Source organism: Bacillus tequilensis (assembly GCF_012225885.1).
GTDB lineage: Bacteria > Bacillota > Bacilli > Bacillales > Bacillaceae > Bacillus > Bacillus tequilensis.
Genome location: NZ_CP048852.1, coordinates 241323 through 263963 on the forward strand (window position 1 = coordinate 241323; position 22641 = coordinate 263963).

Consider the following 22641-nt stretch of genomic DNA (forward strand, 5'->3'; position numbering starts at 1 on the left):
CTCATGGAGAAACAAATCATCAGCTGGATCACGGATTATCAGAACACCGGAGATGAAACCGTCCTGAGACAGCTGCGGGAAGCGTGCTGGCCGATCGTTGAATCGGTTCTGCGGGAGAAGGCAGCGGATGAAGAGCAAGTGAGTGATTTGCGTGAGAAAGGAATCGAGCGGTTTCCGTTCATCATCAGCAAATATCAAGCGGGTGTGCAGCTTCCGGTTGAGACATTTTTACGAAATACGTATCGGTTTTACTTTCATCAGGTGATGAGAGGGACCAGATAAAGCTTCTATCAATCGAGAAGCTTTTTTTGTTGATTAAAAAAAGGAAACTTTTTCTATGTCAATCTCGTAACTCCTAGAGAACCTAATAGAAAAGGAGAGATAGATTTGAAACGAATGATAGTGAAAACGGCCCTGCCGCTGCTGATTGTCTGTTTGGTGTTTACTTCTTTTTCAGCCTCCGCGCGTGCTGCTTCTGAAGAAAAGCATTGGGGGCGCTGGATTGAAAAACATGCACAACCGCTGGATGCTTCCGCTGCTTCAAACAAAGACCTGCGCTTTCTGAAGAAGGTGCTGAAAGGAAAACGAATCGTTCAATTAGGAGAAACCACACACGGTGCTGGCGAAATCAACGCCACCAAGGTACGCATGATCAAATACCTTCATGAAGAACTGGGATATGATGTGTTGGCCTTTGAATCTGCCTTTACCGATACTAATGCCTCCTACCTCAATATGGACCAATCCACACCTAAGAGCACGATGAAAAACTCCATTTATGCTGTATGGCACACAGAAGATGTCGTTGAGCTGTTTGATTATATGAAAGAGCAAAAAGAGAAAGGCGATCCGCTGATTCTTACCGGTTTTGATATTCAAGGCATGAAGAATTCATTCAATGATGCCGCGAATCAATGGGTAAAAGCCGTGGACCCGGAAAAAGCGGAGCTGCTCTCCCAATCAGAAAACGATTTTTCAAAATTGGTGACAGACAGCAGCACGTTTGCAGAATTTACGCAAAAGAAGGAAGCGCTTGTAAAAAACTATCAGGAGCTTATCAAGTTCGCTGAAAATAACGCTTCAGCGCTAAAAGCACACCTTCCGAAAGAGCCAAAGGCTTATGAGATCTTTATGCATTCTCTTCAGCTGAGAATTGACGTCATGGAAATATATATGCCCCAAGAAATGAAACAAAATCTAAAAGAACCACTGGAGAGATTAGAAGATGTCCCGTTTATTTTAAGAGATCGCATGATGGCTGAACAATTTGAGTGGGTCGCGGATACCCTTTATCCGAAACAGAAAATCATCGTCTGGGGCCACAATTACCATCTTCGCAAACAGAATACCAAAATGATACAAGATTGGACGTACGCAAACGGACCTAACATGGGTGATTATTTACCGGACAGGCTGAAAAAACAAACATATACGATTGGCATTTATGCGTATTCAGGTGCGAGTCTGGACAGCATTGATAATAAGACGGTTATCCCAGTCACAAGCCCGCCGCCGGCTGGAAGCCTTGAAGCTTTGCTCAAATCTGCAGGCCATCCAGCTGTCTTTGTTGATGTTCTCCATACCAAAAACAAGAAAGGCACTTCGTGGATGTATACCCCGCGGGCAGCACTCTATTGGGGGCGCACGGAAGAGCAGATGATCGTGAAGGAACAATATGACGGTATCATTTGGCTGGAGCATATCACGCCATCAGTCATTATCAAGTGAGAGATATCCCCTGTGGCAACAGGGGATTTTTACATATCGCAAAAATAATCAAAACAAGAAAGCTGTGATCCATTAGTCTAAAACAGAAAGGAGATTGAAGCGTGAATGTATTATGAAAAAGCTGTCCAGAAAACAATCGATTGGATTGAATCACATTTACATGAACAAATATCACACGAGGATATTGTAAGTGTTTCAGGCTTTTCCAAATTCCATTTTCATCGGATTTTTCAAAAAGAAGTCGGCATGTCGGTTGCTTCTTATATTCGGTTAAGACGTCTCGCAAATGCAGCGGCAGCTTTGCTTTATACAGATGTTCGCATTATTGATATTGCTTTGTGTTATCAGTTTGAATCTCAAGAAGCATTTACGAGGACGTTCAAAAAACTGTACCACATGCCGCCTGGAGCATATCGAACATTTATGAAGCGTTTCACTTCAAAAAAGGAGGAATCTTGCATGGAGAAAAAAATGAAAGGCTGGGTATTGAGCGGGAGCCATCCATTCCAATTCGAAATGGGGGTTGACCGGGAAAATGTACACCAGGGAAAAGTGTCAGGGTATTTAAAATCAACGATGGTGCAGGATATCGGCGAATTTGCGACGATGATGCAGCAATTTAAAGCAGATCGCTATCTGGGGAAAAGGCTTCGTCTATCCAGTTTTATCAAAACAAAAGGAGTGCAGCATTTTGCCTCCCTTTGGATGAGGGTTGACAGTGCCGCTGATGATGTTCTCCAATTTGATAATATGAGCAACAGGCCTATTACTGGAACAACCAATTGGAATCATTATGCTGTCGTTTTAGATGTCCCTGAAAACAGCGCTGTGATATCTTTTGGTGTCCAATTATCAGGTCCTGGTCAAGTGTGGATGGATCATGTTGTTTTTGAAGAGGTAGATGAGAGCGTTCCTTCAACAAACCTTGAAATGCCGGGAGAACTCTTGGATGAGCCGGTAAATCTATCTTTTGAAGAAGAATGATAAAATTAGTTTTCAGATAACTACTTTAGTTAGTAAGTTAATGGGAAATACCATTCTGTGTTTATAACCCCTTGTGCCGCGTGAGTTTGTAAGAGCTTGGATATTTTTATCAGTCTGGGCGGATATGTTCATCTTTGCGGCATTTTCCTGTATGATATAGTAAGAGTGTGCATAGCAACTAACTATAATTGAACAGGGTGTTTAAATCATGGAAAAACAATACAGAGTATTACTTTACTATAAATATGTTCCGATTGAAGATCCAGAGACGTTCAGAGAACAGCATCTGGCTTTTTGTAAGGAGCTTGGTTTATTAGGCCGTATTCTTGTTTCTTCTGAAGGAATTAACGGTACGGTATCAGGTACGTTTGAGCAGACCGAAACATATATGCAAACAATGAAAGCTGATCCTCGTTTTGCTGATATGGTATTTAAAATTGATGAAGAAGAAGGTCATGCGTTCAAAAAAATCTTCGTCCGTCATAAGAAGGAGCTTGTAACGCTTCGTCTTGATGATGATGTGGATCCGAATGAAACAACAGGACAGCATTTGAAGCCTGCGGAATTTTATGAGAAAATGCAGGATCCAAATACAGTTGTGATCGACGCTCGCAACGATTACGAGTATGATCTTGGCCATTTCAGAGGCGCTGTCCGCCCTGACATTGAAGCCTTCCGTGAATTGCCTGAATGGATCGAAGAAAACAAAGATATGCTTGAAGGCAAACAGATTTTAACGTACTGCACAGGCGGCGTGCGCTGTGAAAAATTCTCTGGCTGGCTGATGAAGCAAGGCTTTGAAGATGTGTCACAGCTTGACGGCGGAATCGTGACGTACGGAAAAGATCCTGAGGTGCAGGGTAAGCTTTGGGACGGCCAGTGCTACGTATTCGATGAAAGAATCAGCGTGCCGGTCAACCGTGTTGAGCATGTGATTGTCGGAAAAGACTACTTTACAGGCGAGCCGTGTGAGCGTTATGTGAACTGCGCAAATCCAGCATGCAACAAAAAAATGATATGCACACCGGAAAATGAGTATAAATATATGCGCAGCTGCAGCCACGAATGCCGCACGAACCCGAGAAATATGTATGTCAAAGAGCACAATATGACAGAGGAAGAAATAAATGCAAGACTGGCAGCGATTGAAAATGCAGATCAAGCTGCTGCTCAATAAAGGAAGAACACCTCGGGAATGAGGTGTTCTTTTTTTTATAAGCTTTCGGTTTGTCCGTTTACGGAGGCCCATTCTTTTTGACGGAAGGCTTTTTCCCATTTTGATACGACGATGCAGGCTATCGCATGGCCTGGCACATTTACGCCTGTTCTCGCCATGTCCATGATGCGGTCAACGCCCGCTATAATCGCAACACCTTCAGCCGGCAGCCCTACAGCATTGGCAGTCGCCAGAAGAACAACAAGCGAGCCTGACGGAACAGCTGCAATGCCTTTACTGGTCATGACCAGCACAAGCATCATGAGCAGCTGCTGGGACAAGGTCATGTCTACATGAAAGGCCTGCGCCAGAAAAATACAGGAAACCGATAAATATAAGCTGGAGCCGTCACAGTTCAATGACAAGCCGGAGGGAACGACGAATGATACCACTCGTTTCGGACAGCCGTATTTCTCCATTCTGTCCATCAGCTGGGGGAGAATGGTTTCTGTGCTGGTGGTGGAAAAAGCGATCAAAAACAGATCCCATATCATTTTTAACACTTCGAAATATTTAATGTGAAAAATGAGACCGACAAGCGGAAAGAGGACGAAGAGGATCAGGAACAGACCAAGGAATACCGTGCCAACAAGTTTAAACATAGGGAGAAGGAGCTCGATGCCATATTGGCCTACAGAAGCCGCCATCAAGGCTAATACGCCGATAGGAGCAGTCACCATGACGATTTGCGTGAGTTTGAACATAATTTGAGCAACGGATTCAAAGAAATTCATCACTGGTTCAGAGGCTTTGCCAATACTGGCAGCGGCGACACCGAATAAAATGGCAAAGAAAATAACGGCAAGCAAATCATTTCTGGCCATCACATCAACAATGTTTGTAGGGATAATATCGAGGATCATTTGTTTGAAATCAACAACTTTATCTGTGTAGCCTGACAGTTCATTGATATCTTTTTTCGCCAAATGGGAGAGATTAAGCCCGACACCCGGTTTTAAGACATTCGCTAATAAAAGGCCAAGCACCAATACAAGCGTGGTAATCACTTCAAACCAAATGATCGTCTTGATGCCGAGGCTGCCCATTTTTTTCATGCTTCCGCTTCCTGCGGCTCCGATGACAATAGTAGAAAACACAATCGGCACGACAATCATTTTAATCAAACGGATAAACCCGTCACCGACAGGCCGCAGTGCCATTCCGAAATCAGGAAAAAAGTGTCCGATCACTGCACCGGCTGCCAAAGCGATTAAAATTTGAAATGCAATTAATTTTTTCAAATGAATCCCCCTTTAGAATGATAGAATACAGGCATATTCATATCATTCGTGAATCAAAGGCAAACACCTTTTTTCAGATTATTTTATTTTGATAGCGCTTTCATTATGTTGGTAAAAAAGACCCTTGCTAAGAAGGGGGTCTTTTTTACTTCATGTGGATGTGTTTCATCTCTTCTTCAGATGCATTCGTGAAAATAACCGGTGTCACAGCCGATGCGGCATGCTGCTTGATATAGTCGAGATTACATGTAAGAAGCAGTTCGCCCTGTTTGACGGCTTGTCCGCTCGTGACATGGGCTTCAAAGCCTTCCCCGTTCAATTTGACTGTATCAATGCCGACGTGAATCAGGATTTCTGTGCCGCCGGCGCTTTTAAAGCCGATAGCGTGCTTCGTTGGGAAAATGGAGACGATTTCCCCGTCCGCAGGAGCAACGACTTTTCCTTCTGATGGATCAATCGCAAACCCTTCGCCCATCATTTTCTCTGAAAAGACTTGATCAGGCACGTCTGCCAGAGAGACTGTTTCGCCTTTAATCGGATAAATAAAGGTCTCACTGGAAGCCGGCTTTTGCCGTTTATCAGTTTCCGTATCCAGCGCAGCGGCGGTGTCAGGAACTCCTCCGGCCATGATCGTGTTGATGTCGTCTTTTAAGGCATCGGACTTTGTTCCGAATATCGCCTGGAAGTTGTTGTTGACTTCAAGCACACCTACTGCGCCAAGCCGTTTTAATTCATCCTTGCTGACTTGGCTCGGCTGATGAACGGTCACACGAAGCCTTGTAATGCATGCATCCAGGTTGGCGATATTTTGCTGTCCGCCTAAGGCCCGCAGCACATGAAAGGCAAGCTGATCTTTTGCGACAGGCGCTTTTGCCTCAGTCTGATCGGCTTCATCTGTTTCACGGCCTGGCGTTTTCAAGTTCCACTTCAAAATCGCGAATCGGAACAAATAATAATAAATGAAGGCAAACACGATCCCGACAGGAATGACAACCCATCCGTTTGTCGACAGCCCGTAGTTCAGGACGTAGTCAATTCCGCCGCCTGAGAATGTATAGCCGTGGCGCACATGGAATACATCACAAACGACAAAGATGACGCCGGCAAGAATCGAGTTAATGAAATAGAGCACGGGCGCAACAAACAAGAATGAAAACTCAACCGGCTCTGTAATACCCGTCAGCATAGATGTGAGCGCCGCAGATATCATAACGCCGGAGATCATTTTCTTCTTTTCCGGACGCGCGGTATGGATAATGGCGAGAGCAATTGCCGGCAGACAGAAAATCATGTAAGGGAAATCTCCCATCATAAATCGCCCGGCTGTCGGGTCTCCCGCGAAAAACCTTGTCAGGTCGCCGGTTACGGTATTGCCTGTGGACGGGTCTGTGTATTCTCCCATCATAAAATAGAAAGGTGTATAAAAAATATGATGCAGGCCAAAAGGAATCAGCAAACGATAGATCGTTGCGTAAAAGAACAGGCCGACGGTTGAATCGGCAATTAAACCGCTGGCTGCGTTAATTCCGTTTTGGATCAGAGGCCAAACGAATGAGAAAATCACGCCGATCACCAATGAACTGACAGAAGTAATAATCGGGACAAAGCGTTTTCCAGAGAAAAATCCAAGGACCGGATGCAGCTCAATGGATGAAAACCGCTTATATAAATAGGCGGCGAGAAGCCCGATGATGATTCCTCCGAAAACCCCCATATCTATCAGGTGCTCGGCGCCTTCATACGGAGGCTGAAGGCCGAGCAGTTTTCCCATGTTATCAAGGGTGACGGTTAAAATGAGGTACCCGATGACAGCGGCAAGTCCGGCTACACCCTCGCCGCCGGCTAAACCGATCGCGACCCCCACGGCGAAAATCAGCGGCAGGTTATCGAATACAACGCCGCCCGCATCCTTTATAATAGGGATGTTCAGTAAATCCTTGTCTCCGAAACGGAGCAAAAGACCGGCTGCCGGCAGGACGGCAACCGGAGTCATCAACGCGCGCCCAAGCTGCTGCAGAATTTGAAATGCCTTTTTAAACATGACAGTCTCCTTTTATGATGTTATGAGTATGATGCCTCTCTTAATTTTTGAGCCGCTTTTTGATCGGCGATAATGGTTACATGATTGTGTTGTTGAAGAATGGAGGCTGGCACATCAGCTGTGACAGGGCCTTCAGCCATCTTTTGAATGGCGTCAGCTTTTTCCTCGCCGCTCGCTAAAAGCACAATATGTTTGCTGAATTCCATGATGGTTTTAATGCCCATTGACACCGCAAGTCTCGGCACCAGCACAGGATCGCCGCCGAAGAATCTGGCATTTGCTTGTATCGTGCTTTCTGACAGCTTCACCACTCGTGTCCGATCTTCAAAATCAGATCCCGGTTCATTAAAACCGATGTGGCCATTGGCGCCAATGCCGAGAATCTGTACATCAATGCCCCCCGCCTGACGGATGAGCTCCTCGTATACCTTGCATTCAGCCTCAAGCTGCGGATTGTTTCCTTGCGGGATATGGATATGGCTGGACTGCATGTTGATATGCCGAAAAAGCTGCTCATGCATAAAGTGGTTATAACTTTGCGGATGAGATGGAGAGAGGCCGGCGTATTCATCCAAATTAAATGTAGTAACTTTTGAAAAATCAATTTCGCCTGCCTGATAGTATGAAATCAGCTGCTTGTACAAGCCGACCGGCGTGCTTCCTGTCGGCAGTCCGAGGACGGCATCTTTCTTAGCTTGTATCTGTTCTTTAATAATGACAGCGCTTAACTTGCAGAGTTCGTCATAGTGCTCAGCGATTATAATCTTCATGTGACACCCCCTCAAAGAGATAGACAAGCATCATATTTGTTATGTCAATTTTCTGATAGTTGTTATTACGAATTTAGCACCGCTCTTGTCAAACTGTCAATATGAATTTCTGAAAATTCGTTATAAAAGAAGAATACAAATCTTTTATATTGGGAAGGCGAATGGTATTATGGTCTCGATCAAAAAGAACGGTTTCCATAGGAATGGGGAGAATGAAATGACAGCTTTATATTCTGTGATCAAATGTAAAATCATTGAATTAATGAAGTCAGGGAAATATCAGGCGAATGATCAGCTGCCGACCGAGAGCGAGTTTTGCGAGCAATATGATGTCAGCAGAACAACTGTGAGATTGGCTCTGCAGCAGCTTGAGCTTGAGGGATATATTAAGAGAATTCAAGGAAAAGGAACATTTGTATCGGCTGCAAAAATACAAACACCGATTCCGCATAAGATTACGAGCTTTGCAAAACAAATGAGGGGTCTGCGTTCTGAATCAAAAGTGCTTGAGCTTGTGGTGATCCCTGCTGATCACTCCATTTCCGAGATTTTGAAGATGAAAGAGAATGAACCTGTCAACAAGCTTGTCAGAGTCAGATACGCCGAGGGGGAGCCGTTGCAGTATCACATCTCATATATTCCTTGGAAAGCGGCACCGGGCCTGGCACAGGAAGAGTGCACCGGTTCGCTGTTTGAGCTGTTAAGGACAAAATACAACATTGAAATCAGCAGAGGGACGGAATCGATTGAGCCGATTTTAACGGATGAAACGATCAGCGGCCACTTATTAACCAATGTCGGAGCGCCGGCGTTTTTATCAGAATCTCTCACCTATGATAAAAATGAAGAAGTAGTGGAGTATGCGCAAATTATTACGCGGGGAGACCGAACGAAATTCACCGTAGAACAATCATATGATTCATAACAATATGTGATAGGAAAGGAATGGTCGTTCTATGTTTCTATTGACGAATGAAAAGTTAATGTGGGGGTCTGTCGTTGCTGCTTTCATCCTTTCAATCGTGTTTTATCCTTTTCTTCCGTCGGAGATGCCGATTCATTATGATGCAGCGAACAGCCCGGATCTGACGGTTAACAAGCTGGCGGGATCAGTGATGCTGCCTATTTTGATGCTGGTGTTTGCATGGGCGCAGAAGGTTAATTGGCAATTTGTGATTGTAGTGTATATTTTGCTGATTTGCCACATTGTCATCCTTTGTTTAGCGGTCTAAATCAGACAGCCAGAATAAATCTGGCTGTTTTCTTTAATTTCAGCTTCATCTGATCATGAAAGTAGTGTATAATAGCTGATGATAATAAAGAATATTCTGAAATTTAATAGCGTGGAGCGGGCGTATCATCAATTGAGGCTTTATTTTTTTGTAGCTTTAAAAAGACTGAATATTTAAACAACTACGAGTGAAAGGTGTGCTGATTAGATTGAATAAGCTTATTGAACGAGAAAAAATCACATTTCATAAGGTGAAACCCGATCCGTCATCCTTGGAATTCGGGAAATATTTCACAGATTATATGTTTGTAATGGACTATGAAGAGGGAATGGGCTGGTACCATCCGAGAATTGCACCATACGCTCCGCTTACGCTTGATCCGTCTGCATCTGTTTTTCATTACGGCCAGGCTGTCTTTGAAGGGTTAAAAGCGTACAGAACAGAAGATGGCAGGGTGCTGCTGTTCCGGCCGGATCAAAATATCAAACGGCTGAACAGATCGTGTGAGCGCATGAGCATGCCTCCTTTAGACGAAGTGCTTGTGCTCGAAGCATTGACACAATTAGTTGAGCTGGAGAAAGATTGGGTTCCTAAGGAAAAGGGAACGTCACTGTATATTCGTCCGTTTGTCATTGCCACAGAACCGAGTCTCGGGGTAAAGGCATCCAAAAGCTATACATTTATGATCGTGCTTTCGCCTGTCGGCTCCTATTATGGCGACGATCAGCTGAAGCCGGTCAGAATCTATGTCGAAGATGAATACGTGCGGGCGGTAAATGGCGGAGTCGGCAATGCAAAAACGTCTGGAAATTACGCCGCCAGTCTTCAGGCGCAGCGAAAGGCGAATGATCTGGGCTATGACCAGGTGCTGTGGCTTGATGCCATTGAAAAGAAGTACGTGGAAGAAGTAGGAAGCATGAACATCTTTTTCGTCATCAACGGGGAAGCTGTCACACCTGCTTTAAGCGGAAGCATTTTAAGCGGAATTACACGAGCATCTGCGATTGAACTGATCCGCAGCTGGGGCATTCCGGTTCGTGAAGAGAGGATTTCAATTGATGAGATTTACACGGCCTCTGCACGCGGAGAATTGACAGAGGTTTTTGGCACCGGTACGGCAGCGGTCGTTACGCCTGTGGGTGAACTCAATATTCATGGGAAGACCGTGATTGTAGGCGACGGGCAAATCGGGGGCATCTCGAAAAAACTGTATGAATCGATAACAGATATTCAGCTTGGCAAAGTGAAAGGGCCGGTCAACTGGACGGTGGAAGTTTGAAGATGAAAAAGAACCTGCGCGGAGGCAGGTTCTTTTTATTTGGCATGCGTCATATCAGCAGCCGGCTGTCTTTTTCGGTTTTTCGCATAATACACTGCATAGCAGCCGGCCATAAACGGAATGCCGCAATACAATGCGATTCTTTGGTTCGGATCAAAGGCTATGCCGATAACAGAAGCCAGACATAACAGAAACGCGGCAATCGGCACGAACGGATACAAGGGAGTCCGGTATTTTAAATCGGCGACCTTGTTTCCCGCTTCAATATAACGTTTTCTGAACATGAATTGAGAAGCGGCGATTCCCATCCACACGATAACGACCGCAAAACCGGAAATCGACACGAGCGCAACGTATACAGTATCCGGCGCAAATACGCTGGACAGCAGTGCCAGAATCCCGCCAATCATGCTGAACACCAGCGCGTTAAACGGGGTTCCTTTTGATGTCAGCTTTGCAAATGTCGGATGAAGCGTTTTTTCTTTTGATAAAGACCACAGCATCCTTGATGAAGCGTAGAGTCCGGAATTTGCCGCTGACAGGATTGCTGTCAGAATGACAAAGTTCATGATATCGGCTGCGTACGGGACACCGACTCTGTCAAAGACTGCGACAAACGGGCTTTCGATGACGCCTGCATCCTGAATCGGAATCATCCCTGACAGCACAAAAATGGTTCCGACAAAAAAGAGTGAGAGACGCCAGACCGTTGTTTTTATCGCTTTTGGTATCGTCTTGTCGGGATCAACGCTTTCACCCGCGGCGATACCAATCAGTTCCGTTCCCGAAAAAGCAAAATTGACGGACAGCATCGTCATTAAGATGGGGACAAATCCATTGGGAAAGAGCCCGCCTTCCCCTGTGAAGCTGGACAGCATCGGAGCGGCCTCTCCCCCTTTGATCGGGATGATGCCGAACATGGCAGAGCCGCCTAAAAGAATAAACAATACAATGGCTAATACTTTGATGCTGGAAAACCAAAATTCTGATTCTGCGAAAAACTTGACCGAAAATGCGTTAAGTAAGAAAATGACCAGCGCAAAGACGGCGCTCCACATCCAAACGGACGTATGGGGGAACCAGCGCTGCATTAACAGGCCTGCTGCTGTGAATTCTGATCCCAATGCCACGGTCCATGTCAGCCAGTACAGCCATGCTACCGTAAATCCGGTGCCAGGTCCTATGTATTTGGCTGCATAAGTGTGAAAGGCTCCTGTCACGGGCATGGCTACAGAGAGTTCACCAAGGCACAGCATGACCAAATAGACGATTCCGGCGCCGACTAAGTAGGCGAGTATCGTTCCCGCCGGGCCTGCCTGCTGAATGGTATAGCCTGAGCTTAAAAACAGACCGGTTCCGATGACACCTCCTAAGGAAAGCATAAAGAGGTGCCGGCTTTTCATACTTCTTTGAAAGTTTGTCTCATTCTTGTTGTGAGCAGGTTTCATTTTTTACCAACTTTCTATCGGCGGTTTATTTCCTTCCTAATAAAAAATCCCATGCCAGCGAGTGACACGAGACTCCGGCGAACCGGCTTTTAGATAGAATATACAAACAATTCCGATAAGTCAAGTTGTTTTTAAAGAGCGTGCCCAAGCCGCAATTTCTGCAATATCTTCAGGTGTTGTCCGGCAGCATCCGCCAATCAGCTTCGCACCTTTTTCATGCCAAGTTCGGGCGGTTTCTCCGTAAGGTGCTGCGCATGCCATACCGTTCCACGTTTTTGTCTCCGGATCATATTGTTCACCTGAATTCGGATAGACGATGATCGGTTTTGATGTGTGCTTTTTTAACTCCTCGATCAAGGAAGGGATATGCTGAAGCGGCGTGCAGTTGATGCCGAGCGCTGCAATTTGGCGGTGCTCATTGAGCCACGACGCACAGTCAGCGGCAGGTGTTCCGTCACTGATATGCAGACCGTCTTTTGCACTGAAGCTGATCCACGCATATGTTTCAGGAAATTCCTTCAGCAGCCGCACAATTGCTTTCGCTTCGGTCAGACACGGAATCGTTTCACATGCCAATACATCAGCTCCCGCTTCAATCAGCGCTTTGATCCGGGGACGATGAAATTCAATCAGTTCATCCTCTGAGATTCCGTAGTCGCCGCGATACTCAGACCCGTCTGCAAGATAAGCGCCATAAGGGCCTGCAGAAGCGGCAATAATCGGTTTTGGCCGGTTCATACGGTTCTCTTCAAGCGCCCAAAATTCATCGCGTGCTTCCGCTGCGATGCTGACGGACATCTCGATGAGCCGGCGTGCTTCCGCTTCGCTCAGCCCGCGTGCGGCAAAGCCTTCAAACGTAGACTGATAGCTGGCGGTGATCGCACAGTCGGCGCCTGCCGCGAAATAATCAATATGAACTTGTTTAATCAGGTTCGGCTCTTCTATCAGGATTTTTGCCGACCAAAGACTGTCGTTCAAATCACAGCCCTTGCGTTCAAGCTCGGTCGCCATGGCGCCGTCTAGCACAATAAGCGGGTATGTATCTAGGATGTGTTGGATAGGATTCATAAAATGTACCGATGCCTTCTTTCAGATTTTTTTGAAAAAGATATGAAAATCGTAATGGACGCTTACATATTTGTCAATGAATGAAAAAGGAAAGGGTGTTCAGCCGTATGTCTGAACACCCTTTTTTTACGATATTTGTTTATTGGGGCTGTCAGCCTCTGTATCAGAAAGCGGCCAGCACTCAATGCCATTGTGGTTTTGGAGCACATCTTTATAAAAGACCGGATCTTTGCCCGCTTTTTTCTGGCTTGTATAGTCTTTCAGCGCCGTAAACACGACTTTTGATAATAAGAAAATCGCAATTAAGTTCACGACGACCATCAAGCCCATGAACAAATCAGCCAGATCCCAGACGAGCTGGACTTTGGCCACACAGCCAAACACAATCATTGCCAGCACGCCGATACGGTAGACGAATATCAGTTTTTTGCTTTTGTTTAAAAAGCCGATATTGGTTTCGCCATAGTAATAGTTTCCGATTAAAGCACAGAAACCGAATAACAAAATCAGAATGGCGAGAAAGCCTGATGCCCATGATCCGACATGGGAGCTTAGAGAGGCTTGTGTCAAGGCGATTCCGCTTAGTCCCGGCGTATGATAGGCATCCGAAAACAGGATGATAAAAGCGGTGCTCGTACAAATAACGAGTGTATCTGTCAGCACACCAAACGCCTGAATCAGCCCCTGTTTGACAGGATGGCTTGTCGTTGCGGTGGCAGCGGCATTTGGTGCGCTTCCCATTCCCGCTTCATTTGAAAAAATTCCCCGTCTGACGCCCTGCATTAATGCCGCTCCCAAAGCGCCGCCAGCGGCCTGGTCAAAGCCAAATGCGTTTTTTACGATAAGCGCAAGCACGTGTGGCAGCTGCGTAATGTTGGTGAAAATCACGAAAAACGCGACTCCGATATACACGACAGCCAATACGACGACAATGGATTCAGCCAGCTTCGCAATGCGTTTTACACCGCCAAAAATAATCATGCCGAATACAGCAATAAAAATGAGTCCCAATGTCAGGCGGTTTGTGCCGAACGCGTTTTCAAAGGCGAGGCTGACTGTATTTGATTGAACCGAGTTAAAGACAATACCGAACGATAGGGTGATTAACACAGCGAACAGTGCGCCCATCCACCTTTTGTTCAGCCCTTTTTCCATGTAATACGCCGGCCCGCCGCGGAAGCCGTTTGTATCCTTTACTTTATAAATTTGAGCCAATGTGCTTTCCACAAAGCTTGATGCTGATCCGATAATGGCGATAAGCCACATCCAGAAGATCGCACCGGGTCCGCCGAGCGCAATGGCGATGGCAATGCCCGTAATATTTCCCGTGCCGACACGGGCTGCCATGCTGATGCAAAAGGCTTGAAACGGAGAAATGCTGTTTTTCGACCGGGATGCAGCACCTTCTCTTAACACTCTCACCATTTCTTTCAGCATGCGAACCTGCAAAAACTTAAGCCTAAACGTAAAATAGATTCCTAGTGAAAGGAGCAATACAATTAACAGCTTTGACCACAAAAGATCATTGGCGATACCGACGATATGTTCCAGGATTTTCTGCATACAATCACCTCTTTTTTATAGTTTAAAAAATGCTGAGCTCCCACTCCTGTGCCATATGCTTCAGCAGCATACCGCCGGTGAGGCTGTTGCCGTATTCATCAATGGCAGGTCCGTAAATGCCGATGCCGCATCCGGATTGAAAAGGCTGGTCTCTTCTGGCGCTTGGAGGAACAAGAGCCATGATGCCGCCGGAGACGCCGCTTTTGGCAGGCACGCCGACAAACGCAGCATATTTGCCTGAAGCGTTGTACATGCCGCACGTCAGCATTAACGCCTTGGCCAACTTGGCCACATCCTTTGGAATGACCTGTTTGCGTCGAATCGGATGATACCCGTCATGGGCAAGGATCAGGCCGATCAATGCGATGTCCTCTGTCGTGCCCTCCATGGCGCACTGCTTCAAGTACACCTCAAGCGTTTCTTCTACATCCGCTTCTAAAAAGTTTGTTTCTTTTAAATAGTAGGCCAGCGCTCTGTTGCGGTGGGCGGTTTCCCATTCAGACCGGAACACTTCCTCATGAATTCTCGGCCGTTTTCCTATTAAAGTTTCCATTACCGAGTAAAGAAACTCGAGCTTATCGTGTGCCGACTCACCCGGAAGGAGCGAGGCGATGGTGAGGGCACCTGCGTTGATCATAGGGTTAAATGGCTTCCCCGGCTTGTTGATTTCAAGCCGAATGATGGAATTAAAGGCATCGCCTGTCGGCTCTACATCTACGCGATCGAGCACATAGGGAATGCCCCGGCTCATGCAGGCGGCGATAAAGCTGATCACTTTTGAAATGCTTTGCAGGGTAAAAGGAACGTTCCAGTCACCGGCGTGTATCATTGTTCCGTCGGGCTCAAATATACAAATGCCGAGCTGTGAGTCATTGACTTTTCCTAAAGCGGGGATGTAATTTGCACTTTGTCCATTGGCGGCAAAGGGGCGATAGTGCTCCACCCAATCATGCAGCTGTGACGTTGGATCTTTTTCTTGTTGGCGCTCTATGATGAGTTCTTTCATCGAATTCCTCCTCACTGTTTTTCTTCTTTAAGGATTGAGAGAAGATTAAAGGGGCATTAAACGCTTTCATAAAAGCGGAAGGTATATTTACTGTACAATGGCGACTACAGAATCATACAAAATACGACAAAAATATGTTGAAAATAAGCCGTTGGATTTATAAAAACCTCATGTACTGGGTCAAAAGAAATTTGCAGGTTTTCTGCTGTTTCCCCAAAATAAAAGCGAGGATGTGATCATCATAAAACTGGAACGCTTTTTCGAAAAAGACGGATATATACTGGCTCTTATGCTGATTACGGTGCCGCTGGCCGGTGAACTGAAATTTTATCCCCTTAATGAAGAATTCCGGATCAGCTTTGGCGCACCGGTTTTTTTCTTCTTCTTATCGCTGCTGCGGCATGTGCCCGCTGTGCTGCCGGGGGTTCTGACTGGAGCGGCGGTTTTCGTGTTTCGCGTCCTTCTGGAGTTATGGGGCGGGGGACACGATGGACTGACTCCGATTCTGTATGACCAAGCGTCTGGGTTTTTCTTTTATATGTCTTATGCTTGTCTGTTTTCCGTATTAAAGGCTAATCGTTTCCACGAACGCCCGGTTATGCTCGGTTTCATCGGATTTATGATTGAAATTGTGTCGGATTGTGTCGAGCTGGCTGTGCAGTTTCTCATTTTCCATACGGTTGTGACGCCTGAGAAAATTACCGATATCGCGGTAATTGCGATTTCTCACACATTTATCGTGATGAGTTTTTATACTGTGCTGAAGCTGTATGAAACGCAGTCGAGAGAAAAACAGACAAGGCAGCAGCATGAGCATATGCTGATGATCGTTTCCAATCTGTATGAAGAGACGGTGCATTTAAAAAAGACATTGAAAACGACAGAGAAAGTGACAAACGATTCGTATCAGCTCTATCGGGAAGTAAAGGGCAAGGATGATCAGCTTAGCGGAAGAATTTTGAGGCTGGCCGGAGAGATTCATGAAGTGAAAAAGGACAACCAGCGGATATTCGCAGGGCTTTCAAAACTGATTTCGAATGAGAGTTTGAGAGATTATATGAGGGCTTCTGATTTGCTCCGGCTTGTGATTCGAATGAATGAAAAGTACGCTGAAGCACTGGGGAAGCAGATTGATTTTCACTGCTCGATCGAAGGGGAGCATGGCGAATATCACGTATTTATCGTGCTTTCGATCATTAATAATCTAACGGCAAATGCGGTAGAAGCTATGGGCGAAGGGGGAACGATCAGCCTGAGGCTCCTTAGGCCAAATGAGCGTGTGGTAGAATTCCAGGTGGAAGACAATGGTCCCGGCATTTCGGAGAAAATCGGTGACATTGTGTTTGATCCGGGTTTTACTTCAAAATATGATGAATTTGGCACCCCTTCTACGGGAATCGGACTTTCCTATGTGAAGGAAATGGTGACTGAACTAGATGGAGACATTACATTTCATAATCAGCAGCGGGGAGTGGTGTTTGCCATCAGGCTGCCTGTACGGCATTTGATTCAGAAAGGGTGAACCGAAAGCTATGCGTTTTTTTATCGCTGATGATGACCGCGCAGTACGGTCGATTTTAAGGCAGATCATTGAGGATGAGGATCTCGGGGAAGCTGCTGGTGAAGCGGAAGACGGGAGCCAAGTGGAAGGGCATATGCTGCAATTCAAGCAGATTGATATTTTATTAATCGATTTGTTAATGCCCGAAAGAGACGGCATTGAGACGATTCGCCAGCTCCAGAATACATACTCCGGCAAAATCGTGATGATCTCTCAAGTGGAAGCGAAGGAAATGGTTGGAGAAGCATACTCGCTCGGCATCGAATATTTTATCCATAAGCCGATTAACCGCGTTGAAATTGTCAAAGTTCTCCAAAAGGTGAAGGAGCGGATTGAGCTTGAGCAGTCGATTGGGGCTATTCAGCACTCTCTAAGCCGGCTCGGCAACCGGACTGAACCGAAAGCGCGTCCACAGCAGAAAAGTGACAGCGGCTTAAAAGAAGCGGGAACATTTCTGTTGTCCGAGCTGGGCATGATGGGGGAAGGCGGCTCACATGATCTCATGGCTGTGCTGCAGTATTTATCAGAGCACGAGCAATCTGAGCCCTATGAAAAACACATCCCTTCGCTCAAACAGATTTTCACTCAAGTAGCGGAACGAAAGCTGGGGGCAGGGGCATCTGAAACGGAAGTCAATCGCGAAATGAAAGCCTCGGAGCAGCGCATCCGCAGAGCGATTATCCATTCGCTCCACCATTTTGCTTCACTGGGCACAACTGATTTTTCGAATCCGAAATTTGAAACCTATGCATCGAGATTCTTTGACTTTTCAGTTGTCAGCCAGAAAATGAAAGAACTCCAATCAAAGGATGCAAAACCTCTCGCCCCAGCCAAAGTGAATATGAAAAAATTCATTCACGTGTTCTTTTTGGAAGCGAAACTTTTGTGCGAGACGATGAAAGAAAGAAGGATATAACCAAAACAGCCGGGTCCCCGGCTGTTTTTTGCTGTGCCGGAATCTGTGGGTCAGCAATTCACGGTATTTTTATGAAAGATCACAAAATGAAAATATTTACTTTTTTAGGATTTCGAATTGCAATATAATCAAAAGTGTGGTTGGTGTACAAAGAACGGAGGGTCTGCCGCATGACATTCATGAGATTCCGATTATCACAAATTCAATAGTGAATGACTCTCGCCTAAATGCGGAGAAGCGGGATGGGTCTGCCTATGGATAAGGCCTTATATCGTCAAAAAAGTGCCCCCTTTTTTGTGCCTTCAAAACATCCCTTCTCTACGACAGGCGGAACATGAGAAAGGGGAATAGAAATGACAAACAAGAAACGGCTTATTACTGAGATTGTCGGGCTTGCACGCAGCCAAGGTTTGGCGGTCCGCTCCGAAAACGCGCAATTGAATGAGACTGGAATGGATTTTCAAGTTGTATTCGCCGAGGATGATGATTGTATCCCATGGGTGCTGCGAAAACCGCGGCGAAGCGATGTTGTGGAAAGAGCGGCTTCAGAAGGCAGAACGCTTGCCTTTCTCCGCGCAAATCTTACAGCTGATGTGCCGGATTGGAGAATTCATACACCGGAATTGATCGCTTACCCCATGTTAAAAGGAACGCCGGCGGCTGGGATTGATCTGGAACAGAAACAATATGTGTGGAATATGAATCATCAGCCGCCGTCAGACGATTTTGTCCAATCACTTGCCGGTATACTGGCTGAATTACATGGCATGGATCAAACATCTGCCGGACAATCCGGAATCGAAGTGATCATGCCAGAGGATTTCAGACAAATGACAGCAAAGTCTATGGCTGATGTGAAGAGTAAGCTTGGCGTATCTAGTCAGCTTTGGGAAAGATGGCAAACGTGGATAAACGATGATGCATACTGGCCTGATTTCTCTGCACTGATACACGGCGATCTCCATCCGCCGCATATTCTGATCAATCAAAACGAACGTGTCACAGGTCTTCTGGATTGGACAGAAGCGAAGGTTGCCGATCCAGCCAAGGATTTTGTCCTTTATCAAACCATTTTCGGAGAAAAAGAAACTGCCCGTTTACTTGAATACTATGATCAAGCAGGCGGCCGGATATGGGCAAAAATGCAGGAACACATCTCAGAGATGCAGGCGGCGTATCCGCTGGAAATTGCTATGCTCGCTCAGCAGACACAGCAGGAGGAGCATATGAATATGGCGCTGGAAGCACTTGGTGTTAAATCGGTGTAAGAATTGACTTCAAAAAATAATCAGAGTATTATAAACTCTACAAATAATAGAACGGATCAACAATTGTGAGGAAGAGTAAGTACGCATCAATGTGTGAGGTTCAGAGAGTCGGTGGCTGGTGTGAACCGATCCTCCTATGATGCCGAATGGGCTTCTGAATTGCTTTGCTGAACGGATAGTAGGCGATGCCGGGATTCTCTCCCCGTTACCAAGAGAGGAGTATCGAAACGGATGTTTTCTGTACTGAGAGTGAACGGCTGTATAGCTGTTAATAAAGGTGGTACCGCGAGACCCTCGTCCTTTGCATAGGACGGGGTTTTTTGTGTTTCTTAAAGGAGGTGACGGCCGATGGATGATGGCTGGTGGTGCATAACAGATCAATAGAAAGGAGGATTCAAATGGTCATAGCAACTGATGATCTTGAGGCCGCATGTCCTAGATGTGAAAGAGCCGGAGAAATCGAAGGCAGCCCATGTCCGGCTTGCGGCGGGAAAGGCGTCATTCTGACGGCTCAAGGAAATACGCTGCTGGATTTTATACAAAAGCATTTGAATAAGTAAAGGAGAAAAGCTGAGCTGAGATGAGAGCAGAAGAGAAGAGGAAGATTCGAGAGGCCGCAATAGGTACAATTTTTTTGCTGATCGGAACGGTTTGTTTTGCGTCCAAGTCTATTTGGATTAAATGGGCATTTGAAATGGGTGCTGATCCAGACGCGGTGTTGTTATACAGACAGCTGTTTGCTGTTCCGCTGTTTTGGCTGATTTTTTTGCTATACCGTCCTCCAATGCCTGACGGTATGAAAAAAGGAGATCGATGGAGGGCGTGTGTCGCGGGCGTGTTTTGTTTTTTCCTGTCTCCCTTGCTTGATTTTATCGGGCTGAACCATGTATCCGCAATGGTTGAGCGTATTTTGCTGATGAGCTGCCCGATATTTGTAATCGTATTTACCGCATGCCGTGACCGGAAAATGGTTACCATACAGGACCTTTTCACAGTGCTGGCGGTCATGTTCGCCCTTTTCTTTGCGCTTGGCGGCTGGGATAATAAGCTCTTTCAAGCAAATATGATTGGATCTGCATGCATTTTGTTATCCTCAGCCGTCTATGCGGGTTATCTTGTCCTTTCCGGACGGCTCGTCCATCAAATCGGAGGCATCCGTCTTAATGCGTACGGGATGACAGCTGCCGGAGCGGCCATGATGCTTTACATTGGCATCAAATCGACGATCGGTCTGAATATACCAATAGCAGCATATCCGCCCGCTGTCTATGGTTTGTTTGTGTTAATCGCAGTCGTGACCACTGTGATTCCATTTGTGCTGATGCTTGAGGGCATCAAACGAATAGGAGCACAGCGAGCTGCCATCATTTCAATGGCAGGACCTGTCCTGACGATTTTCTATGGGGCTTTATTTCTTGGTGAACGGCTACGGCTTATTCAAGCCATCGGATGTACAGCCGTATTTTTGATCATTACGGGCATGGAATACAGGAAACTAAAAAGAGGAAAAAAATAATGTTTGTAAAACATACACGTTTTTCAATTACAATAAGTGTAATTACGTGTATGTTTTTTGATTTTGCAAAGGTTAGGTGAGAAGATGAAGCGCATATTGCTTGTGGAGGACGATCAATCCATCAGTGAAATGGTGGGCCATTATTTAACAAAAGAAGGATTTGAGATGGTGCATGCTTTCGATGGGGAAGAGGGCGTACGGCTGTTTCATCAGGGTTCATACGATTTGATTCTCCTTGATATCATGCTTCCGAAGCTGAACGGCATGGATTTTCTGAAAATCATCCGCGAAAAAAGCAACATTCCGGTTTTGATGATTTCGGCGAAAGACGGAGAAGTGGACAAGGCATTGGGACTGGGGTTTGGGGCGGATGATTATATTGCCAAACCATTTTCAATGATTGAGCTGACAGCAAGAGTGAAAGCCGCGATACGGCGGGCGACGCAATATTCGGCGGAGGAACCGGCAGAGAAAAAGGTGATCCGGATTCACCAGCTTGCGATAGATATAGATAACGTCTCAGTGATGAAAAATGGAGAGCCGCTTCAGCTGACGTCAACTGAATGGCAGCTGCTGTGCCTATTTGCGGCAAATCCTAAAAAAGTGTTTACGAAAGAACAAATCTACCGTTCCGTTTGGAATGAAGAGTATTTTGGCGATCAAAACATTATTAACGTACATATGCGGCGGCTTAGAGAAAAGATTGAAGATGACCCCTCTGCACCTCAATACATTAAAACGTTATGGGGCATCGGTTATAAATTAGGAGAGTTTTAGCATGACAGTGTTATGGATGGCCGCTGTCATCGTTTTGGCATGTCTGAATGTGATTCAGTTTATGATGAAAAAGAAGCGGGACGGGAATCTGGGATACACGGCGGAACAGCTTGGCGCCATGCTCAATCGTGAGTCGGCAGGACGGATTTTACTTCAGACAGACGATCAGGCGCTTAAAGATTTACTTGTCAACATCAACCGATTGGTTGAGAATCGTCAGCAGATCAGCGCTCAGTTCGCCAAAACAGAGCAATCCATGAAGCGGATGCTGACCAATATGTCGCACGATCTGAAAACGCCGTTAACGGTCATTCTCGGTTATATCGAGGCCATTCAAAGTGACCCGGACATGCCGGACGAAGAGCGGGAAAGATTGCTGGAGAAGCTCCGTCAGAAAACAAATGAACTCATTCAGATGATCAACTCCTTTTTTGATTTAGCGAAATTAGAATCTGAAGATAAAGACATTCCGATTACCAAAATACATATGAACGACATATGTAAACGAAATATCCTGCATTATTATGACGCTGTTCAGTCAAAAGGCTTTCAAGCTGCCATCGATATCCCGGATACGCCGGTGTATGCACAGGCGAATGAAGAAGCGCTGGACAGAATCCTGCAAAATCTATTATCCAATGCGATTCAATATGGCGCAGCCGGCAAGTTAATCGGCATGACACTGTCATATGATGAGACGAACATTGCCGTTACCGTATGGGATCGCGGAAAGGGGATCAGTGAAACCGATCAGCAGCGGGTGTTTGAGAGGCTGTACACACTTGAAGAATCCAGAAATAAAGCTTTTCAAGGAAGCGGTCTCGGTTTAACCATCACGAAACGGCTTACAGAAAAAATGGGAGGCTCTATATCCGTTCAAAGCAAGCCGTACGAACGGACTGCGTTTACGATCACATTGAAACGAATGACTTATTAACAAACGTAAGAATTTCTTAAGATTTGAGAAATAAAAATGACAGGACCCGCCGCTACAATAGAAAACAGGAAAAGAGAGGGAAGGAGAAAC

Annotated in this window: 21 protein-coding genes and 1 other annotated feature; of the genes, 14 read left to right on the forward strand and 7 right to left on the reverse strand. The window is 45.9% G+C overall.

Annotated elements, in window-relative coordinates; all coding sequences use genetic code 11:
• The first annotated feature begins 3 nt into the window (after nt 1–3).
• From G4P54_RS01370 to trhO, 4 genes are all read left to right on the forward strand, one after another.
• Nucleotides 4–282 carry a hypothetical protein gene (locus G4P54_RS01370; RefSeq protein WP_167871543.1) on the forward strand — a complete coding sequence of 93 codons (279 nt, stop codon included), beginning with the start codon at nt 4–6 and terminating at the stop codon, nt 280–282.
• Nucleotides 283–387: 105 nt separating this feature from the next.
• Nucleotides 388–1728: an erythromycin esterase family protein gene (locus G4P54_RS01375; protein WP_167871544.1), complete on the forward strand. Its 1341-nt coding sequence runs from the start codon at nt 388–390 to the stop codon at nt 1726–1728.
• A gap of 105 nt (nt 1729–1833) precedes the next feature.
• The gene (locus G4P54_RS01380; protein WP_167871545.1) at nt 1834–2712 is read left to right on the forward strand and encodes a helix-turn-helix domain-containing protein; all 879 of its coding nucleotides are present in this window, start codon (nt 1834–1836) and stop codon (nt 2710–2712) included.
• A 208-nt stretch (nt 2713–2920) separates the two neighbouring features.
• Complete coding sequence (trhO, locus tag G4P54_RS01385; protein ID WP_024715586.1) at nt 2921–3889, forward strand: oxygen-dependent tRNA uridine(34) hydroxylase TrhO; 969 nt, start codon at nt 2921–2923, stop codon at nt 3887–3889.
• Between the two features lie 35 nt (nt 3890–3924).
• Here the strand turns inward: trhO and gltP are convergent, their stop codons facing one another.
• The 3 genes from gltP to nagB form a co-directional block, all read right to left on the reverse strand.
• Nucleotides 3925–5169, reverse strand: coding sequence for a glutamate-aspartate/proton symporter GltP (gene gltP / locus G4P54_RS01390; protein ID WP_024715585.1), 1245 nt, complete (start codon nt 5167–5169; stop codon nt 3925–3927).
• Nucleotides 5170–5314: 145 nt separating this feature from the next.
• A complete protein-coding gene (gene ptsG / locus G4P54_RS01395; RefSeq protein WP_167871546.1) occupies nt 5315–7210 on the reverse strand; it encodes a glucose-specific PTS transporter subunit IIBC in 1896 nt (631 codons plus the stop codon).
• Nucleotides 7211–7230: 20 nt separating this feature from the next.
• A complete protein-coding gene (gene nagB / locus G4P54_RS01400) occupies nt 7231–7980 on the reverse strand; it encodes a glucosamine-6-phosphate deaminase (protein WP_167871547.1) in 750 nt (249 codons plus the stop codon).
• Nucleotides 7981–8197: 217 nt separating this feature from the next.
• Here nagB and gamR point away from each other — a divergent pair, with 217 nt between their 5' ends.
• The 3 genes from gamR (at nt 8198) to G4P54_RS01415 (ending at nt 10491) form a co-directional block, all read left to right on the forward strand.
• On the forward strand, nt 8198–8905 hold the full coding sequence (gamR, locus tag G4P54_RS01405; RefSeq protein ID WP_167871548.1) for a transcriptional regulator GamR: 708 nt from the start codon (nt 8198–8200) through the stop codon (nt 8903–8905).
• 31 nt (nt 8906–8936) lie between these two features.
• Nucleotides 8937–9212 carry a DUF1648 domain-containing protein gene (locus G4P54_RS01410; protein WP_167871549.1) on the forward strand — a complete coding sequence of 92 codons (276 nt, stop codon included), beginning with the start codon at nt 8937–8939 and terminating at the stop codon, nt 9210–9212.
• Nucleotides 9213–9420: 208 nt separating this feature from the next.
• Entirely contained in the window at nt 9421–10491 is a 1071-nt protein-coding gene (locus G4P54_RS01415; protein WP_167871550.1) for a branched-chain amino acid aminotransferase, read from the forward strand.
• A gap of 35 nt (nt 10492–10526) precedes the next feature.
• Here G4P54_RS01415 and mmuP read toward each other — a convergent pair whose 3' ends face one another.
• The 4 genes from mmuP to G4P54_RS01440 all read right to left on the reverse strand — a co-directional run bounded on the left by mmuP (nt 10527) and on the right by G4P54_RS01440 (nt 15576).
• Nucleotides 10527–11939, reverse strand: coding sequence for an S-methylmethionine permease (mmuP, locus tag G4P54_RS01420; protein WP_024715579.1), 1413 nt, complete (start codon nt 11937–11939; stop codon nt 10527–10529).
• A gap of 120 nt (nt 11940–12059) precedes the next feature.
• Complete coding sequence (gene mmuM / locus G4P54_RS01425) at nt 12060–13007, reverse strand: homocysteine S-methyltransferase (RefSeq protein ID WP_167871551.1); 948 nt, start codon at nt 13005–13007, stop codon at nt 12060–12062.
• Nucleotides 13008–13133: 126 nt separating this feature from the next.
• Entirely contained in the window at nt 13134–14570 is a 1437-nt protein-coding gene (locus G4P54_RS01435; RefSeq protein ID WP_167871552.1) for an alanine/glycine:cation symporter family protein, read from the reverse strand.
• Nucleotides 14571–14592: 22 nt separating this feature from the next.
• On the reverse strand, nt 14593–15576 hold the full coding sequence (locus G4P54_RS01440; RefSeq protein WP_167871553.1) for a glutaminase: 984 nt from the start codon (nt 15574–15576) through the stop codon (nt 14593–14595).
• Nucleotides 15577–15865: 289 nt separating this feature from the next.
• Here G4P54_RS01440 and glnK point away from each other — a divergent pair, with 289 nt between their 5' ends.
• From glnK to G4P54_RS01475, 7 genes are all read left to right on the forward strand, one after another.
• Nucleotides 15866–17098: a two-component system sensor histidine kinase GlnK gene (gene glnK, locus G4P54_RS01445; RefSeq protein WP_167873794.1), complete on the forward strand. Its 1233-nt coding sequence runs from the start codon at nt 15866–15868 to the stop codon at nt 17096–17098.
• 10 nt (nt 17099–17108) lie between these two features.
• Nucleotides 17109–18053: a glutamine utilization two-component system response regulator GlnL gene (gene glnL / locus G4P54_RS01450; protein ID WP_167871554.1), complete on the forward strand. Its 945-nt coding sequence runs from the start codon at nt 17109–17111 to the stop codon at nt 18051–18053.
• A 353-nt stretch (nt 18054–18406) separates the two neighbouring features.
• Nucleotides 18407–19321: a macrolide 2'-phosphotransferase MphK gene (gene mphK, locus G4P54_RS01455; RefSeq protein ID WP_167871555.1), complete on the forward strand. Its 915-nt coding sequence runs from the start codon at nt 18407–18409 to the stop codon at nt 19319–19321.
• Nucleotides 19322–19377: 56 nt separating this feature from the next.
• Nucleotides 19378–19626: a binding site (T-box leader), on the forward strand.
• Nucleotides 19627–19719: 93 nt separating this feature from the next.
• On the forward strand, nt 19720–19881 hold the full coding sequence (gene rtpA, locus G4P54_RS01460) for an anti-TRAP regulator (protein ID WP_024715573.1): 162 nt from the start codon (nt 19720–19722) through the stop codon (nt 19879–19881).
• A 20-nt stretch (nt 19882–19901) separates the two neighbouring features.
• Nucleotides 19902–20837, forward strand: a complete 936-nt coding sequence (locus tag G4P54_RS01465; protein ID WP_167871556.1) for a DMT family transporter — start codon at nt 19902–19904, stop codon at nt 20835–20837.
• Nucleotides 20838–20933: 96 nt separating this feature from the next.
• Entirely contained in the window at nt 20934–21614 is a 681-nt protein-coding gene (locus tag G4P54_RS01470; protein WP_167873795.1) for a response regulator transcription factor, read from the forward strand.
• Between the two features lies 1 nt (nt 21615).
• Complete coding sequence (locus G4P54_RS01475; protein ID WP_167871557.1) at nt 21616–22551, forward strand: HAMP domain-containing histidine kinase; 936 nt, start codon at nt 21616–21618, stop codon at nt 22549–22551.
• Nucleotides 22552–22641 lie beyond the last annotated feature (90 nt).

Excerpts from the sequence above, each read along its gene's own strand:
- G4P54_RS01440 (WP_167871553.1), bottom strand. The coding sequence starts at position 15,576 with ATGAAAGAACTCATCATAGAGCGCCAACAAGAAAAAGATCCAACGTCA.
- G4P54_RS01380 (WP_167871545.1), top strand. The coding sequence starts at position 1,834 with ATGTATTATGAAAAAGCTGTCCAGAAAACAATCGATTGGATTGAATCA.
- G4P54_RS01370 (WP_167871543.1), top strand. The coding sequence starts at position 4 with ATGGAGAAACAAATCATCAGCTGGATCACGGATTATCAGAACACCGGA.
- glnL (WP_167871554.1), top strand. The coding sequence starts at position 17,109 with ATGCGTTTTTTTATCGCTGATGATGACCGCGCAGTACGGTCGATTTTA.
- G4P54_RS01410 (WP_167871549.1), top strand. The coding sequence starts at position 8,937 with ATGTTTCTATTGACGAATGAAAAGTTAATGTGGGGGTCTGTCGTTGCT.
- rtpA (WP_024715573.1), top strand. The coding sequence starts at position 19,720 with ATGGTCATAGCAACTGATGATCTTGAGGCCGCATGTCCTAGATGTGAA.
- gamR (WP_167871548.1), top strand. The coding sequence starts at position 8,198 with ATGACAGCTTTATATTCTGTGATCAAATGTAAAATCATTGAATTAATG.
- G4P54_RS01465 (WP_167871556.1), top strand. The coding sequence starts at position 19,902 with ATGAGAGCAGAAGAGAAGAGGAAGATTCGAGAGGCCGCAATAGGTACA.
- glnK (WP_167873794.1), top strand. The coding sequence starts at position 15,866 with ATGCTGATTACGGTGCCGCTGGCCGGTGAACTGAAATTTTATCCCCTT.
- mmuM (WP_167871551.1), bottom strand. The coding sequence starts at position 13,007 with ATGAATCCTATCCAACACATCCTAGATACATACCCGCTTATTGTGCTA.
- mmuP (WP_024715579.1), bottom strand. The coding sequence starts at position 11,939 with ATGAAACCTGCTCACAACAAGAATGAGACAAACTTTCAAAGAAGTATG.
- ptsG (WP_167871546.1), bottom strand. The coding sequence starts at position 7,210 with ATGTTTAAAAAGGCATTTCAAATTCTGCAGCAGCTTGGGCGCGCGTTG.
- G4P54_RS01475 (WP_167871557.1), top strand. The coding sequence starts at position 21,616 with ATGACAGTGTTATGGATGGCCGCTGTCATCGTTTTGGCATGTCTGAAT.
- G4P54_RS01435 (WP_167871552.1), bottom strand. The coding sequence starts at position 14,570 with ATGCAGAAAATCCTGGAACATATCGTCGGTATCGCCAATGATCTTTTG.
- trhO (WP_024715586.1), top strand. The coding sequence starts at position 2,921 with ATGGAAAAACAATACAGAGTATTACTTTACTATAAATATGTTCCGATT.
- nagB (WP_167871547.1), bottom strand. The coding sequence starts at position 7,980 with ATGAAGATTATAATCGCTGAGCACTATGACGAACTCTGCAAGTTAAGC.
- mphK (WP_167871555.1), top strand. The coding sequence starts at position 18,407 with ATGACAAACAAGAAACGGCTTATTACTGAGATTGTCGGGCTTGCACGC.